Source organism: Rhodomicrobium vannielii ATCC 17100, assembly GCF_000166055.1.
GTDB classification, from domain to species: domain Bacteria; phylum Pseudomonadota; class Alphaproteobacteria; order Rhizobiales; family Rhodomicrobiaceae; genus Rhodomicrobium; species Rhodomicrobium vannielii.
Window position 1 is genome coordinate 749,827 of record NC_014664.1, and the last position, 15,470, is coordinate 765,296.

The window sequence follows — 15,470 nt, forward strand, 5'->3', positions numbered from 1 at the left end:
TGCGCCCTCCTTCCGTCAGTTAACCCCGCCATTCTCATCCTGATTGACGCTGCCCTCTCATCTTGTTTGTCGCGCCGCATCCTGGCACCGCGAGGCCACGCCGGTTATGTTTCAATCTCAGTCGGAAGGACTCTACAGGGCAGTTTGCCGAGCCGCCTGACAATCCATCAGCAGAGTCGCGAAGCTTGCCTCTTTCGTGTCTCAAAGGACGTGACAACGCGTGATCCCACCGCAAGCCGAAAGGCAAGCAAAGAGGGTGATGCAAATGAGCGTTTGAAAGAATGGTCGGAGTGGAGTGATTCGAACACTCGACCCCCTCGTCCCGAACGAGGTGCGCTACCAGGCTGCGCTACACTCCGACTTTATCGCACCGCTGCCGATGCGAAGGATACAGCGTCGGTTCTCCCGACCGCGTTTGCCGTATATACCCGCCTCGCTGCCGTATCGCAAGCGCTGAAAAGGCGCTTCTTTCAATTTGTTGGAAGCCGTGGGGTTGCGCGCTTTATTCCGTCTTTTTGTCGTGAACTCCCGCGCATTTCTTGCAATCAGGGCGGCGCCCGGACCGCCCGCCGCATGTGCAGACAGAAACCGCCAAGGGCTTTGGAAAGGCAGGAAACGCTTGAGCCGGATTTGATCTGAAACAGCCTGTTCGGCGAGCCCGCTTCTTCGGGAGTTTGAAGAAGATGCTGTCTACAGCTCGGCTTTCGGCCCAACCGTTATCCGACGGCAAGAGGACGCTCACAAGTTCAACGCCGTCTTGCGATAGTATTATCGATTCACAAGCGTGAAGCGCCGCGCCACTTTTGTTTTTCGCCCAAAAAAGCAAAGCGCTCCAGAGTCATCAGTGTCACTGCGTGTATCTTTAAATAGCAAAGGATCGATGTGCCGCGTTCTCACAGCCAACCGGTATCCACTTCGCGGGCAATCATCTTAGCGGCCTCGTCTCCTAACCGCGAGCCAGTCATCCGACCTACAAAACTATCGAGATTTCCACAGACCGCGGTCGGCCTCGTTCCATTCAAGCGCTAACCTGAATGAAAGGAGGCTTTCTGAGCCGGGGTATCGGATGACCGGTCAACATCGGCGGTTTGTGGCAGGACGGGAGAGCGCGAGGCCCAAGCGCTAGCAGAGCAGCGTGGGTCGTGCCATCGATGCGAGCCGCGCTGTGTTCTTCTCGCGAGCCGCCATTTTCAGCTTGGCCGCGTAGATGGCAAGGCAATCGGAGAACTCGGAGGCCTTTTCCGGTGAAAGCTGAATGAAAGCGAGCGCTTCTCCATCGCGATCCTCGATCTGGATGGTGATCTTCTTGTCAGCGTCCTCAGCCCAAGCCCGAACAACCGCCGGTTCGCGCTTCGATTGATCCTTTTTCATGTCTGCTTCCCCTTTACGAGTACATGTGCCGGCCAGCCCGAGGTCCGGCTACACGCAAAAGTAAGCAAAGAATGTGCCGATTCCACGTCAATGCGTTAACCAAAGACTCATTTCGGCGGTGGCCTCCGTAAACCGGGGGGCGGGAAGCCGCATCGAAAAAATTGAGCGGCTTCCGCATTCTAACGAAATCAGTTTCCGCTGTAGAAGGGGTTCGACGGAACCGAATTGGCGGCGTTCTGTACGGTTTGCGTAGCCGCGCGGGAGCCTTCCTTTACCGTCTTGACGGTGATCTCGCGAAGCTCTTCCAACTGGTGGCTGAAGGTTTCCATCTGGTCGCGCAGGTGAGCGTTTTGCAGTTCCACGATCTCGCTGAGATGCTTCGCATCGGTCAGCTTGAGCGCGAGGCTGAAATTCGCATCTGCATTTTGACGCGTGAAGGCCGCGATCTTTTCGTTAAGCTGCTTCAGGCCATCGGCGGCGGGAACGGAAGACGTGTCCACGCCCTGGAGAAGCTTTTCGCTCGACGCTGCGAACGTATCGAAAGCCTTCTGCGCCTGCTCGATGCTCGTCTTGAGGATGCTGCGTACGGAATCGGGAAGTTCGCCGAAATTGGGTGTATTGGTCATGTTCAGTCTTCCTTTGATTTGCGCGGCGAAGTCGAAACGGGTGAATTGCCGTATTCCGCTATGGCGCAGACACGGTTAGTATCCTGATATTGAAGATATGCGTCAATTTAGCAAGCGCTCGCGGCGTTCTCTTTTACGGCGGCCGTTCGATTTTCCGTGTCGCGTTTCGGACGCTCCATCCGGCGGAGGTTCGAACCCGACATTATGGCGCTCGCGGCCGTGCAACCAGGGAACGACGGGGGTCATTATGGCCGCTGCAGCCTGCAAAAACTTCGGTTCATTTGCAGTATCGCGTGGTGATTCGCCCAAAGCCGTTCGCGGCGTCGGCTCGAATCATTTGCGGCTTCGGCAGGCTTCGATACGAGGCAACGGTTTTGCGTCGGACTGTGTGGGAATGGCGGCGCTTGCCTCGCGCGGTGGCGCGCTGTACCTGCGAGCAGGGCAATTGGCAGTTCGCACACGAGGAGGCATGCCGGGAGCAAGCTCGGCGGGACGATCTGGCCAGTGAGGCGACTCGATCGTGTGCGCGGGCTGTGCTTCCGCCGCGGGAGGCGCGAATGGGCGCTACGTGCAAGAGGGGTATACGAAAAGGCGGCGAGAGATAAACGCGTGCCGACCTTTGGGTGAAGCACGGGATCTTCGTTGTGTGTCCACAAGAGCGGCAAGGCCTACGTAAGGCTAAGGGCTAGCCTTCGCGCATTTTACGCAGGCGGACGCGAATCGCAGATCAAAGCACCAAACAGCTGCTGCGACCGTGTCATCCGCGCTCCAACGGTTTCATTCGAGCGCGGATTGGCAGGTGGCGACTGCGGCGTTTTAGGCGGCAGTTTCGGCCGTAGCAGCAGCGGCGCGCGCCTTCGAGACTTCCTTCTTCAGGCGGCGAGCCTTCAGCGAAAGTTCTTCGTCGCGAGCCTTGAGCAGGAAAGCGTCGAGGCCGCCGCGATGCTCGACCGAGCGCAGGGCATTCGCGCTGATGCGCAGACGCACACCGCGACCGAGCGAATCGCTGATCAGCGTGACATTGCAAAGGTTCGGCAGGTAGCGCCGCTTCGTCTTGATATTGGAGTGGCTAACGAGATGACCGACGAGGCCACCCTTGCCTGTGAGTTCGCACTGGCGCGACATGATCGGACCTAGATATTGGAATTGGAAGTAATGGCGTGCTCGCCTATCTTTGGTTCATGTAACGCCTGAGGCAACGCGGGTCAAGCCTCCTTTGCGCGGTACTCCCCACCCGTACCCGGATGAAATGGCCTGTCCACCGGCTCGGCCCCATTGCATCGTCCCATGGTCTCGCCCGTTGAAGGAACCGTCGCGCCGTCGCTACCGTGCCTGTATTGCGCGCACGGCTTCGCGGATTTCTTCGAGAATCGGCTTGAGATTTTTCCCCGGGCAGTTCGTCTGGTCGAAATCGCCGTGCCCGGAAATCGCGCTCGCGGGAATGCCGTATGATGCGGCGAGCCACGTGACGAGGCGGGTCAACGATTCGGCCTCGGCCTGTGACGGCTGCTCGCGCTCGAAATCGCCCTCGACCGCGACCTGGATGCGATCCTCATTGTCGAGGGCGGTCACGCTGTCGCCGGCGAAGGACAGGTCGCGGCCTTCGCCGATGCGGCCCGAAACGTCGATGTAATAGTGATAGGGGACGTCGCCCCAGGTCGTTTTCGCCAGGAAGCCTACACGGCCGGGCTTGAATGCGAACTCTTGCAGGCCCCTCATCTTGGCTTCGAGGCTGACCCTTCTTTGCTGGCGATTCGCCGTGTGATGTATGATGATCTCGGTCGGCTTCTGGTCGTGCATCAGCGCATAATTCGGCGACTGCGCGCCCCACGCCGCGCGGGGAACGATATCCGGCACCGGATTGTCGGCAAAGGCTTGATTGCCGGGGGGTGCGAGAGAAAAAGCGAGCACAGCCGCGCAAAAAATAAGCGCGCGCATCAACCGGAGCCGGTTATGGCGAGGTCTGGTGCCCAAAAGTACATCCACGGAGGGGCGGCCGGTCTGCCGGTCCGGCGCGCATTGTCTTCATTATCCATCGTCTTAACAGTATCGGCATGCGGGTGGAAGGCTACCAAAGGCTTTCGCCAAGGAAAAAGTAAGCGGGTGTCGGCTCGGCGCATGGCATTCACGTTTCGCGCGTTTCGCAGGCGCGCTCAACCCGGTGCGCTTTGTGGAAAATCGCATACACTGCAAGCAAAGAGCGATAAGGGGAGGGCATGGAACAGGCGTCGCGAACACTCCGGCTTTTGCAGGGCGTGCCGGCCTTCGCGGGGCTGAGCGTGGCGGAGCTTGAGCGCGTCTATGCCTGCACGTCGCTGCGCGTTGTCGGGCCGGGCGAGACCGTTGCGCTGGCAGGGGAACCCGTGGACGATCTGGCCATCGTCGCTTCGGGGCGACTGAAGGCGCGGGAGGGCGGAGCCGCTGCGCATGAGACCGGGCAGGGCGACGCGGTCGAGGCACAAGCGTTCTTCGGCCGAGGTCCGGCTTCCTCGACCCATGAGGCGCTGCGCGAAACCGTGCTGCTCTCCCTCGCCTGGGATGACCTCGTGGCGGCCTACGCGGCGACGCCTTCGCTCATCGGCTCGTGCCTCTCGCGCGCGTTCGACGGTCATGCCGCAGCAGCCAATCGCCTGAAGGCGTCGTCGCGCCTGCTCGTGTGCCCGGCGGGCGCGAATGCGCGCCTCGACAAACCCGCGCTCGAAGCGCTGCTGCTGGCGCTGGAAGAGACGGCCGAGGTCCGCGTGCTCCGGCAAGAAACGTTCGGGGGCAGCCTTCCGGGGGCGCTTGCCTTCGACGATCCAGCGATGGCGCATTGGCTTCAGGAGCAGGAACTGAAATTCGACGTCACGGTAGTAATCGCCGATGGCTCCGACCAAGCCTTCGCGGCGGACGCTGTCTGCGAGGCCGATGAGATCGTGTTTCTGGCGCAGGGCCGCGCGACGGAGCTATCCGACCTCGAACGGCATGCCATCGAGCGGCGCGGGCCGGAGCGGTGCAGCCTCGTCATCGCCAGCGACGGCATCGAGGTGAGGAAGGCGGCGGAGTGGTTGCCGCTCCGACCCTATCGAACCTCGCTCTTCATCGATTTCTCGGTTCCGCGCGCGACGGGGCAGCTTGCCAGTGCGCTTCTCGGGCGCGGTAGTACCGTCGTAGCGACAAGCTCAGGCGTCTACGCGGCGGCGATCCTCGGTGCGCTTCAGGCTTTCGAGGCGAGCGGCGCGCCCGCAACGGCACTCGCCGCTGCCGGAAGCGCCGTTCTGCCCGCGGGGATGCTCGCCTGCGGTGTGACACTGGCCGACGCCGAAGACCTTTTTCGCGAGCTTGCGAACCCGCTGCTGTGGAAACGCGCTGGCCGTGCCGAGGCTGGACTATACGAGGCCTTGGCTGTTGACGCGGTGCTTGGCTCGGCGCTGGCGGGGCTCGACATCGCGCTTGCATCGCGACCGTTCGCGGCGCTTTCGCTCTCGCTGTCGAAAGATGCGCCCGCCGTCCATTGCGGCGGCGGGCTGCATGCCGCCATCCGAGCCGGTATCCTGCCGCCGGGCCTGCTCCCGCCGCTCATACCGGAGGATGGTGCGATCCTCGTCAGCGGCGAGTGCGAGACCGAAGCGCTTCTCGAAGCGGCGGAGCGGCTTTCCCCCGCGCCGCCCGTGTTCCTGCATCCGGCCGTGCCCGGCCTTGGCGCTTCGCCGATGTCGTACAGGCAGGCTGTGGGCGGCTCCCAGTTCAGGCTGGCGCCGTTTCAGTCGCCGGGGCCGATCGACAAGCGCCTGCGTATCGAAAGCGTGCTCGGCGCGTATCAGTCCCGCCGCCGCCGTCCGGTCGATGGCGCGCCCGTCGCTTACGCCGTCCCCGTTGCCGAGGGCATAAGCCCCATGGATTGGGGCGAATGGGCGCGGCTCAGGGATGCGGCGTTCGACTGGATGTCGGCCGAGATCGAGAAGACGCGCGTCCCATAGAGCAATTCCGGGAAAGTGGGACGGTTGCAAAACCCAGAAGGACGCGCTTCGATCAGATGAGGCCGTGCGATTGGGCAAGGGCGGCCAGCGGGCGTTGTGGACGCGGCCCGACTTGCGTGATCACCTCCGAGGCGCACAGGCTGCCGATCCTCGCGCAGGTTTCAAGGTCGCGGCCCGTGGAGAGGCCGAACAGGAAGCCCGCCGCGTAGAGGTCGCCCGCGCCGGTGGCGTCCACGAGCTTTTCGATCTTCACCGCGGGGACGGCGACTGTGGTCTCGCCTTCGAGGATGACGGACCCCTTCTCGCTGCGGGTGATGGCGGCAAGCGCGCATTCCGAACGGATGGCCGCGCAGGCTTCGTCGAACGACGCGCCCGGATAAAGAGCCAACAGTTCCTTCTCGTTCGCGAAGACGATATCGACGCTCTCACGGATGAATTTGCGGAAGCCTTCGCGGTGACGGTCCACGCAGAACGGATCGGACAGCGTGAAGGCGAGCTTCGTGCCGCGCGCATGCGCGATTTCGCCCGCCGCAAAAAACGCCTGCCGCGCGGGGATGGGATCGAATAAATAGCCTTCGAGATAGACGATCTCCGCCGCAGCGATGGCGTCCGCATCGAGATTGGCCTCGGAATATTCCGCCGCCGCGCCGAGATTGGTATTCATGGTGCGCTCGCCATCGGGCGTGACGAGAATGAGGCAGCGTCCGGTCGGCGTGCCGCTGCCGTCCTTCGCGCCGAAGAAGCTGACGCCTGTCGCCTTGATGTCGTGCGCGAAGGCGTCCGCGAACTGGTCCTGACCGACCTTGCCCGCAAAGCCGGCCTTGCCGCCGAGCGACGCGATGCCCGCGCAGGTGTTTGCCGCCGAGCCGCCGCTCGCCTCGACTGCCGGTCCCATGCAGCTGTAAAGCGCGGTCGCTTCTTCCGGCGAGGTAAGCCGCATCGTGCCCTTCACCAGCGAAAACTCTTCGAGGAGGCTTTCCTCGCAGGAGGCGATGATATCGACCAGCGCATGGCCGATCCCGAGCACGTGAAGCGATTTCGTCATGGTTTTTCGTGTTCCGTTTCAGTTGACGCTAGCGCCGCCGCTTGGCGCCGTGGATGGGGTTTTCGGCTCGAACCGGCACAGATCGGCGATGAGACATCGCCAGCATTCCGGTTTTCGCGCCTTGCAGACGTAGCGCCCATGCAGGATGAGCCAGTGATGCGCGTTCAGCGCGAAGCGGGCGGGAACGACGCGTTCGAGGCCCAACTCCACCGCGAGCGGCGTTTTCCCCGGCGCGAGCCCGGTGCGGTTCGCGACGCGGAAGATGTGTGTGTCGACGGCGATGGTCGGCTCGCCGAAGGCGACATTCAGCACGACATTCGCCGACTTGCGCCCGACACCCGGCAGGCTTTCGAGCGCGTCGCGGTCTTTCGGCACCACGCCGCCCCAGGTTTCGACGAGCGCCTTCGAAAGCGCCACGACGTTTCTGGCCTTCGTGTTGAAAAGCCCGATGGTCTTGATAGCGTCGCGGACCTTGTCTTCCCCGAGCGCCAGCATCTTTTCCGGCGTGTCCGCCTTGGCGAACAGCGCCTTTGTGGCCTTGTTGACGCCCGCATCTGTCGCCTGTGCCGAGAGCACCACCGCGACAAGGAGCGTGAACGGGTTCACATAGTCGAGTTCGGTGCGCGGGTCCGGCATGGCGGCCGCGAACCGGGAAAACAGCTCACCGATCTCCTCCGCTGAAAGAAGGGAAGAGGTGTCGCCCGTCCGTTTCTCTTTCGTCGCGGGGGTCAGCCTGGCCTTCGCCTTTCGGCCTCCCGCAACACAGGGCTTTTCCATGTCGGGCCGGTGAACCGGGTTACAATGCTCTGGTCACACTCCGGCGGCGGGTATCAGCTGCGGAAAGCAAAGCCGGAGTTTTCGCTTCCGCGTGTCTTTGCTGCCTCATCGCGAGCGCGGGCGCAAGAGCTTTGTCGTACGAAAGGCGTAAGCAAGGCCTTCTTGAGCGTGGCGGGCCGCGCTTGCGCCCGGTTTTCGCCATAATCGACACGCCACCGGCGCTTAGCGGGAGCGCGAGGCGAAACGCCGCGCCGAATCCGAATCGGGGCGTTGCTCAATTCGGATTCGCGAAAGGCGAGGCTACGCGGTCAGCGTCTTCTTCGACGCCGCGGACCCATCCGGGTTCAGGCGATAGACATAAGGTTCGCCCGTTGCGAGGTTGAGTTTCAGGATTTCCTCGGTCGAAAGCCCGTCGAGTTTCATGATAAGCGCGCGCAGCGAATTGCCGTGGGCGGCGACGATCACATTCCGGCCCGCTTTTACCTGCGGCAATATTTCCGCCTCGTAATAGGGCAGCACGCGCGCGGCCGTGTCCTTCAGGCTTTCGCCGCCGGGGGGTGGGATGTCGTAAGAGCGCCGCCAGATATGCACCTGCTCCTCGCCCCATTTCGCGCGCGCGTCATCCTTGTTGAGGCCAGCGAGGTCGCCATAGTCGCGCTCGTTCAGCGCCTGATTCTCCACGACCGGAATGGTGCGCTGGCCGAGTTCATCGAGGATGAGCGACAGCGTGTGCTGCGCGCGTGTGAGCGCGCTCGTGAAAGCGATGTCGAAGGCATAGCCGTCCTTCTTCAGGAGTTCACCCGCCTGGCGCGCTTCGTCGATGCCCTTCTCGGTGAGGTCGGGGTCGCGCCAGCCGGTGAAGAGGTTGAGCTTGTTCCATTCGCTCTCGCCGTGGCGAACGAGCACGAGCACGTTGTTCATTGCTGTATCCTTCGAGTTTCGCGAAAAAGCGGGGCGTCAGAGCCCCAAGACGTTGCGCATTGAGAAAAGACCGGGGCCTTTGCCTTGACCCCAGAGCGCGGCAGCGACAGCGCCCCGCGCGAAAATCTGCCGGTCTTCGGCGCGGTGCGACAACTCGATGCGCTCGCCGGTGCCTGCGAAGATCACGCTGTGATCGCCGACGACGGAGCCGCCGCGCAGCGCCGCGAAGCCGATCGCGCCGAGCGGACGCTCGCCCGTATGGCCTTCGCGCGCGGTAATCTTGTGGTCGGCAAGCTGGATGTGACGGCCATCGGCGGCCGCTTCGCCCAGAAGCAGCGCGGTGCCGGACGGCGCGTCAACCTTGTGCTTGTGGTGCATCTCGATGATTTCGATGTCGAATCGCTCGTCGAGGGCGGCGGCGGCTTTCTCAACCAGCGCCGCGAGCAGGTTCACGCCGAGACTCATATTGCCCGACTTGATGATTGTGGCGTGGCGGGCGGCAGCCTCGATCTTCGCCTCGTCATCGGGGGAAAAGCCCGTCGTGCCGATGACGTGCACGATGCGCGCCTGCGCGGCGAGGCCAGCGGTTTCAACGCTCGCGGCGGGGGTGGTGAAATCGAGCACGCCGTCGACATGGGTGAACAGCGAAATGGCGTCGCTCGTGATCTCGACGCCGAGCGGGCCGACACCGGCGATTTCGCCCGCATCCTTGCCGATAAAGGGCGAGCCCGCGCGCTCGACTGCGCCTGAGACATCGCAATTCGGTGTTTCGTGAATGGTGCGGATCAGCGCGCGCCCCATTCGTCCGGCAGCGCCCATGATTGCCAAGCGCATGGCCTGTACCTCGCCTGTTTTGTTTCGGCGCATATCATAAGGCAAAGGGGATTACGAGTCCTAGCGCGGTGAATTTTACATCTGATTCACGCCCGCCGGTGACACCATCATCAAATGTAAAATTCGAAACCGCACTGGAATCGATCGGTCACTAGTGCTCTTGTGGCGCATACGTTTGCTGGAAAGCGTGCAGCAACGTGGACCAAACGTATGAGCCAGAGCACGAGTGGAGTCACGGGCGCCGCGCGTTCCAGCTCGAATGTCAAATATGAAAAAGGGCGCGGCCTTGCGGCGCGCGCCCCTTGTGAAATCGGAGGGAAGCTTTCGCTTACATCTCGCCGCCGCCGAAGGAGACGGTGCGACGGTTGAGAACGAACCGGATCCAGATCGTCAGCAGGAATTCCGACGCGCCCGCCACGATCAACACGGCCAGCGAATTCAGCTGATAGGCCGAAATCTGTTCCTTGAATGTCGGGCTGATGATGATCTGCACGAGGATCACGAGACCCGCGACGACCGGTGCGATGGCGAGCACCGAATCGAGCACGCCAAGCGCGCGGATCTGGCTCGCGGAAAAGAGCAGGAACATCATCTGGATGATGAGGTAGAAAAAACCGATCCAGACAGGCACGGCCCAAGCCACGCCGCCGGTCTCGCCCGGCGTATAGGCTGGATAGGAACCGATGAAAAATGCGCCGCCGATTGTGGCGAACAGAGCCAGAAGAATGCTGAACCATTCCTCGGGGTTCGTGCTTGCGCGACGCCGCCGATCGTCTTCAAATGACATGATTATCCCTTCCTTGAGTCTATTGCGTGAAAGCTAACCGCGTCGTGCAATGCCACCCTCGCGGCCGTCACGGCGCCGGAATTCGTGTCTGCATCGGAATGGCCCCTGCTGGCCCGATGCACAGGCGAAGGCAAGTTCCGGCAAAACCGGAAAGCCTCGCCCACACTGGCAAGGCCGCCCCCAATGGAAGATCAGGTGTAACCCGGCACCGATCCGTGCAAGATCCGATGTCGGAATTTTGACGGGGGCGCGGCAATTGTACCAACGCCCCCAAATACAGCCATGAGCGTCCGGGGATCAGCCCTTTTTCCGGCCGTCCTCGATCGCCTTCAGAATGAGGTCGCGCGCTTCCGCTTCGCCGCCCCAACGGTCGATCTTCACCCACTTGCCAAGTTCGAGATCCTTGTAGTGCTCATAGAAATGGGCGATGCGGTTGCGAAGCATGTCCGGCAGGTCGGTGTAATCTCTGATGCCGCGATAGGTCGGCGAAATCTTGTCCGAAGGCACCGCGATGATCTTTTCGTCGCCGCCTGCTTCGTCGCGCATGAAAAGAACGCCGATCGGGCGGCAGTTGCAGATCGCGCCCGGCACGATCGGCCGGTTATTCGCGATGAGCACGTCGAGCGGATCGCCGTCTTCCGACAGCGTGTGCGGCACAAAGCCGTAATTGCCCGGATAGTGCATCGCGGTGTACAGCATGCGGTCGACGAACAGCGTTCCCGACGGCTTGTCGAGTTCGTACTTGATCGGTTCGCCGCCAATGGGAACCTCGACGAGCACGTTGATATCGAAAGGCGGGTTGTTGCCGATCGGGATGGAGTCAATGCGCATTCGTTTGCCCTTGTGATAATTTGAGCGTGTCGTAGCGCAGTCGGAGCCGATTTTCCATCTTTTTGCGGCGATACGGCGCAGATAAGCCTTGCGCACTAGGGTTACTTCTTTAGAAGCAAAAGACAGTGGGGGGAATAGTTTTCATGCAACGCGAGCAGGTTTTCCCGATGCCCACGCCTCGTTTATTTGCTTATGCCCTTGCGATAACGCTTGGTATGGCCGCTCCGGTGCTTGGCGGTGAACCGCGAGAAATCAGAGCTTTCGTCAAGACCATATTCAAGGAGAAGATCGAGGACATCAAGACGGGCATATACTGCCGCGCCTTCTCCTGCGAGTTCGAGGTGGAGAGCTTTTTCGCCACCGAAACCGATCCCAAGACATACGCGCTTTCGACGACCGGCTGGCTCGAAGGTACGATCCCCGGGCTTCACGGCTCGGCCAAGCGCACTGTGGGCCTGACCGCGTCCTATACGCGCGGCACTTGCATCGTTAAGGATGTGAAGCCGATCTTCGACAAGACGACCAACAACAACGGCTGGGGCGCGTCGAAGATCGAGGCTGTTTTCAAGCGGATCGAAATTCCGGCAATCGTGGTGCTGACGCCGGAAGACTGCAAGAAGGTGGACGAATACATCTTCGCGGGGTCTTGAGCCGCAAGGCAGCGGGGCAATAACGCTCGGCGAAGAAAAGCGGAAACAGGCGCCGTTTCCCGCAAGCCGCGCCCCGGCTTTCGCGCGGGAACGCCGCCGCCCGACCGCATCTTACGCGCTGAGCTTCTCCATGACCTTGTCGCTCATCTCGAAGTTCGCGTAGACCTTCTGCACGTCGTCGGAATCTTCCAGCGAATCGATGAGCTTCAGAAGCTTCTCGCCCTTTTCCTCGTCCACCTCGACGGTGTTTTGCGGGCGCCATCCGATAGCGGCCGATTTCGCCGGGCCGAACTTCTTTTCAAGCTCAGCCTGAACCTCGCTGAACGCGTCGATGGTGGTCGTCAGCCAGTGCGCCTCGGCGTCGGACTCGCAATCGTCGGCGCCCGCCTCGATGGCGGCTTCCAGCATCTCTTCCGCGCTTCCGGCAGAAAGCGGATATTCGATCTCGCCCACGCGGTCGAAGCTGAACGACACCGCGCCCGTTTCGCCAAGGTTTCCGCCGTACTTCGTGAACAGCGAGCGCACCTCGCCCGCCGTGCGGTTGCGGTTGTCGGTGAGCGCTTCCACGATGATGCCGACGCCGCCGGGCGCAAAACCTTCATAGCGCACTTCGATGTAATCCGCGCCGCCCGCTTCCTGGCTCTTCTTGATCGCGCGCTCGATGTTGTCTTTCGGCATGTTCTGCGCGCGGGCCGCAAGGATGGCTGTGCGAAGACGCGGGTTCATTGCGGGGTCGGGCAACCCGATCTTTGCGGCGGCAGTGATTTCGCGCGCGAACTTGGAAAACATCTTCGAGCGCTTCGAATCCTGAGCGCCCTTGCGATACATGATGTTCTTGAATTGCGAATGCCCTGACATGGGTAGCCTTTGTGTTCGTCTCGATTTGTCCGCTGATTGGATGCGTTGTCGCAATTTTCGCGCGCGAGCACAAGATTTGCGTCACGCCTTTGCAGCCGAAACCGCGATTGGCAACGCCATGCGTTTTGCGGCGGCTCGCGTTCGATCAGGATGAGCGCAAAGCGGGCAGCCGTCAACGACATCGCCCGCATCAACATGCGCGGTCATGCGCTTGGCGCCCGAGCGATTCGTTGTCTGTCATACCCCGTGATGGTACAAATTTCCGATGCAGGACGGCAAGGACAAGAGGCTGCGACGACTGGCGCGCATCGAAGGTCAAGTGCGCGGCATCGCGCGCATGGTTGCCGATGAACGCTATTGCATCGACATCATTACCCAGATCGCTGCGGTGCAGGCCGCCCTTCGCAAGGTGGAAAGCGAAATCCTGGAGAACCACGTCAGCCATTGCGTCGAGCATGCGATTCAGAGCGGCAACGCTGAGGAACAGCGCAGCAAGGTAGCCGAACTGATGGAGGTGCTGAACCGTCGTCTGCGCTGATACTTGCAGCGTTAAATTGCTGTTACGTTTCTGTCTTAAAGAAAGGCGATAATGACGCGAGCGGACTCGGCTTCATCCAAAAAGGGGGTTTTGGCGCATGGCGCTCTTCCCGTTCCTGGTCCGAATATCCAATGCATTTTCGCAGCCGAGCCGGCCTTCAAGAAGGAATAGGGAAATGACTGCCCACACCGTCACCGCCTACGATCAGGAGCTCAAGGCTCTCGAAAACGCCATCGCCCGCATGGGTGGTCTCGCCGAGCAGCAATTGCGGCTCGTGCTCTCCGCCGTCACCGAGGCCGATCCGGAAAAGGCGATCAAGGTTATTGCCGGCGATCAGGTGATCGACGCGGTGCAGCGCGAAGTCGAGGAAATGACGGTTCAGCTCATCGCGCGCCGCCAGCCGGTCGCGGTGGACCTTCGCGTTGTGCTGGGCGCGCTTCGCATCGCGAGCGACCTCGAACGCATCGGCGACCTCGCGAAAAGCACGGCGAAGCGCCTCGCGCAGTTCGATGAAAAGGCGTGGCTCTCGCCCATGACGAAGAGCCTCACCGCTATCGGCGATCTGGCGGCCCTTCAGCTCAAGACGGTGCTCGACGCATATTCGCAGCGCAATCTCGATCAGGCGCTGCTCGTCTGGAACCGCGACGAGGAAATCGACCGCCAGTATAATGCGCTGTTCCGCGAGTTGCTTACCTACATGATGGAAGACCCGCGCACGATCACCTTCTCGGCACATCTCCTGTTCTGCGCGAAGAACATCGAGCGAATCGGCGATCACTGCACGAACATCGCGGAAATCGCGGCCTACATCATCACGGGCGAGCCGCTCGTCGAGAACCGGCCGCGTGCGGATATTGCGCCCGTCCCGTCGGAAGGCTGATCGGGACACGCGCGACGCGCTTCAGCCGCTCGGGATCGTCCTTGGATGCGGGCGGCTGCCCTTAGGCCCCGGCGCGCGAGCTTCAATCCGACGTGAGAGCCGTGGAAGTGTCGAGCCGGCCTTGTTGAAAGCGGCAGCGCGCGGCGTAAACTCTCTTGTCACATATGCGGAAAACGCAAAGGGAGGATACGGGATTGAAAACGCGCGCCGCCGTCGCATTCGAGCCGAAGAAGCCGCTCGAAATCGTTGAAGTGGACCTCGAAGGGCCGAAGGCGGGCGAGGTGCTCGTCGAGATCATGGCGACGGGCATCTGCCACACCGACGCCTATACACTCGACGGTTTTGACAGCGAGGGCATTTTCCCGTCGATCCTCGGCCACGAGGGTGCTGGCATCGTGCGAGAGGTCGGCGCGGGGGTGACGAGCGTGAAGCCCGGCGACCACGTCATCCCGCTTTACACACCAGAGTGCCGCCAGTGCAAATCCTGCCTAAGCCGCAAGACGAACCTCTGCACGCACATCCGCGCGACTCAAGGCAAGGGCCTGATGCCGGACGGCACGAGCCGCTTCTCCTACAAGGGACAGACGATCTTCCACTATATGGGCTGCTCGACGTTTTCGAACTTCACCGTGTTGCCCGAGATCGCTGTGGCGAAGATCCGCGAGGACGCGCCCTTCGATACGTCCTGCTACATCGGCTGCGGCGTGACCACGGGCGTCGGCTCGGTGATCTTCTCCGCGAAGGTCGAGCCCGGCGCGAATTGCGTGGTGTTCGGCCTCGGCGGCATCGGCCTGAACGTGATTCAGGGCCTGCGGATGGTGGGCGCTGACAAGATCGTCGGCGTGGACATCAACCCGTCGAAAGAGGAATGGGGCCGCCGCTTCGGCATGACGCACTTCGTCAACCCGAAGGACGTGGGCGACATCGTGGCCCATCTCGTGAACCTCACAGGCGGCGGCGCGGACTACAGCTTCGACTGTACCGGCAACACCACCGTGATGAGGCAGGCGCTCGAATGCTGTCATCGCGGCTGGGGCACGAGCATCGTCATCGGCGTGGCGGAAGCGGGCAAGGAAATCTCGACGCGGCCGTTCCAGCTCGTCACGGGCCGCGTGTGGAAGGGCTCGGCGTTCGGTGGCGCGCGCGGCCGCACCGACGTGCCGAAGATCGTCGACTGGTACATGGAAAAGAAGATCGAGATCGACCCGATGATTACGCACAGGATGCCGCTGGAGAAGATCAACGACGCCTTCGATCTCATGCACAAGGGCCAGAGCATCCGTTCGGTCGTCGTGTACTGATGTGCATCAAACCTATGCGCCACAGCACCAAAGCGTTTCTTTTTGAAGCGGACTTATGGAAATGCTCTGTCTTATTGCTTTTGCGCTACGCT

The 15,470-nt window shown here is 61.7% G+C and carries 16 protein-coding genes and 1 tRNA gene; 5 read left to right on the top strand and 12 right to left on the bottom strand.

What is annotated here, in order from left to right:
• Positions 1-282: 282 nt before the first annotated feature.
• From RVAN_RS03315 to RVAN_RS03335, 5 genes are all read right to left on the bottom strand, one after another.
• Positions 283-359 (bottom strand) — tRNA-Pro (locus RVAN_RS03315).
• A gap of 763 nt (positions 360-1,122) precedes the next feature.
• Positions 1,123-1,371: a hypothetical protein gene (locus RVAN_RS03320; protein WP_013418347.1), complete on the bottom strand. Its 249-nt coding sequence runs from the start codon at positions 1,369-1,371 to the stop codon at positions 1,123-1,125.
• Positions 1,372-1,559: 188 nt separating this feature from the next.
• Positions 1,560-1,997 (bottom strand): phasin family protein, encoded by a 438-nt coding sequence (locus tag RVAN_RS03325; RefSeq protein ID WP_013418348.1) that lies wholly within the window; start codon positions 1,995-1,997, stop codon positions 1,560-1,562.
• Positions 1,998-2,813: 816 nt separating this feature from the next.
• Positions 2,814-3,122, bottom strand: a complete 309-nt coding sequence (gene rpmB / locus RVAN_RS03330) for a 50S ribosomal protein L28 (protein WP_013418349.1) — start codon at positions 3,120-3,122, stop codon at positions 2,814-2,816.
• Positions 3,123-3,320: 198 nt separating this feature from the next.
• Positions 3,321-3,935 (bottom strand): peptidoglycan recognition protein family protein, encoded by a 615-nt coding sequence (locus RVAN_RS03335; RefSeq protein ID WP_013418350.1) that lies wholly within the window; start codon positions 3,933-3,935, stop codon positions 3,321-3,323.
• Between the two features lie 278 nt (positions 3,936-4,213).
• On the opposite strand from RVAN_RS03335, the gene RVAN_RS03340 reads away from it, so the two are divergent.
• On the top strand, positions 4,214-5,956 hold the full coding sequence (locus RVAN_RS03340; RefSeq protein ID WP_013418351.1) for a Crp/Fnr family transcriptional regulator: 1,743 nt from the start codon (positions 4,214-4,216) through the stop codon (positions 5,954-5,956).
• Positions 5,957-6,008: 52 nt separating this feature from the next.
• Here the strand turns inward: RVAN_RS03340 and RVAN_RS03345 are convergent, their stop codons facing one another.
• From RVAN_RS03345 to ppa, 6 genes are all read right to left on the bottom strand, one after another.
• Positions 6,009-7,001 carry an adenosine kinase gene (locus tag RVAN_RS03345; protein ID WP_013418352.1) on the bottom strand — a complete coding sequence of 331 codons (993 nt, stop codon included), beginning with the start codon at positions 6,999-7,001 and terminating at the stop codon, positions 6,009-6,011.
• 18 nt (positions 7,002-7,019) lie between these two features.
• The gene (nth, locus tag RVAN_RS03350; protein WP_013418353.1) at positions 7,020-7,778 is read right to left on the bottom strand and encodes an endonuclease III; all 759 of its coding nucleotides are present in this window, start codon (positions 7,776-7,778) and stop codon (positions 7,020-7,022) included.
• 300 nt (positions 7,779-8,078) lie between these two features.
• Positions 8,079-8,699, bottom strand: coding sequence for a 2,3-bisphosphoglycerate-dependent phosphoglycerate mutase (locus tag RVAN_RS03355; RefSeq protein WP_013418354.1), 621 nt, complete (start codon positions 8,697-8,699; stop codon positions 8,079-8,081).
• A gap of 36 nt (positions 8,700-8,735) precedes the next feature.
• Positions 8,736-9,533, bottom strand: coding sequence for a 4-hydroxy-tetrahydrodipicolinate reductase (dapB, locus tag RVAN_RS03360; protein ID WP_013418355.1), 798 nt, complete (start codon positions 9,531-9,533; stop codon positions 8,736-8,738).
• Between the two features lie 328 nt (positions 9,534-9,861).
• Positions 9,862-10,320 (bottom strand): hypothetical protein, encoded by a 459-nt coding sequence (locus RVAN_RS03365; RefSeq protein WP_013418356.1) that lies wholly within the window; start codon positions 10,318-10,320, stop codon positions 9,862-9,864.
• Positions 10,321-10,617: 297 nt separating this feature from the next.
• On the bottom strand, positions 10,618-11,151 hold the full coding sequence (gene ppa / locus RVAN_RS03370) for an inorganic diphosphatase (protein WP_013418357.1): 534 nt from the start codon (positions 11,149-11,151) through the stop codon (positions 10,618-10,620).
• A 167-nt stretch (positions 11,152-11,318) separates the two neighbouring features.
• On the opposite strand from ppa, the gene RVAN_RS03375 reads away from it, so the two are divergent.
• Positions 11,319-11,801: a hypothetical protein gene (locus RVAN_RS03375; RefSeq protein WP_155942336.1), complete on the top strand. Its 483-nt coding sequence runs from the start codon at positions 11,319-11,321 to the stop codon at positions 11,799-11,801.
• Between the two features lie 111 nt (positions 11,802-11,912).
• Here the strand turns inward: RVAN_RS03375 and RVAN_RS03380 are convergent, their stop codons facing one another.
• Positions 11,913-12,659 carry a YebC/PmpR family DNA-binding transcriptional regulator gene (locus tag RVAN_RS03380; protein ID WP_013418359.1) on the bottom strand — a complete coding sequence of 249 codons (747 nt, stop codon included), beginning with the start codon at positions 12,657-12,659 and terminating at the stop codon, positions 11,913-11,915.
• Positions 12,660-12,924: 265 nt separating this feature from the next.
• Between RVAN_RS03380 and RVAN_RS03385 the strand changes: the two genes are divergently transcribed.
• From RVAN_RS03385 to RVAN_RS03395, 3 genes are all read left to right on the top strand, one after another.
• Complete coding sequence (locus tag RVAN_RS03385) at positions 12,925-13,197, top strand: metal-sensitive transcriptional regulator (protein ID WP_013418360.1); 273 nt, start codon at positions 12,925-12,927, stop codon at positions 13,195-13,197.
• A gap of 175 nt (positions 13,198-13,372) precedes the next feature.
• Positions 13,373-14,077, top strand: coding sequence for a phosphate signaling complex protein PhoU (gene phoU, locus RVAN_RS03390; protein WP_013418361.1), 705 nt, complete (start codon positions 13,373-13,375; stop codon positions 14,075-14,077).
• Positions 14,078-14,271: 194 nt separating this feature from the next.
• Positions 14,272-15,378 (top strand): S-(hydroxymethyl)glutathione dehydrogenase/class III alcohol dehydrogenase, encoded by a 1,107-nt coding sequence (locus tag RVAN_RS03395; protein WP_013418362.1) that lies wholly within the window; start codon positions 14,272-14,274, stop codon positions 15,376-15,378.
• Positions 15,379-15,470: the final 92 nt, after the last annotated feature.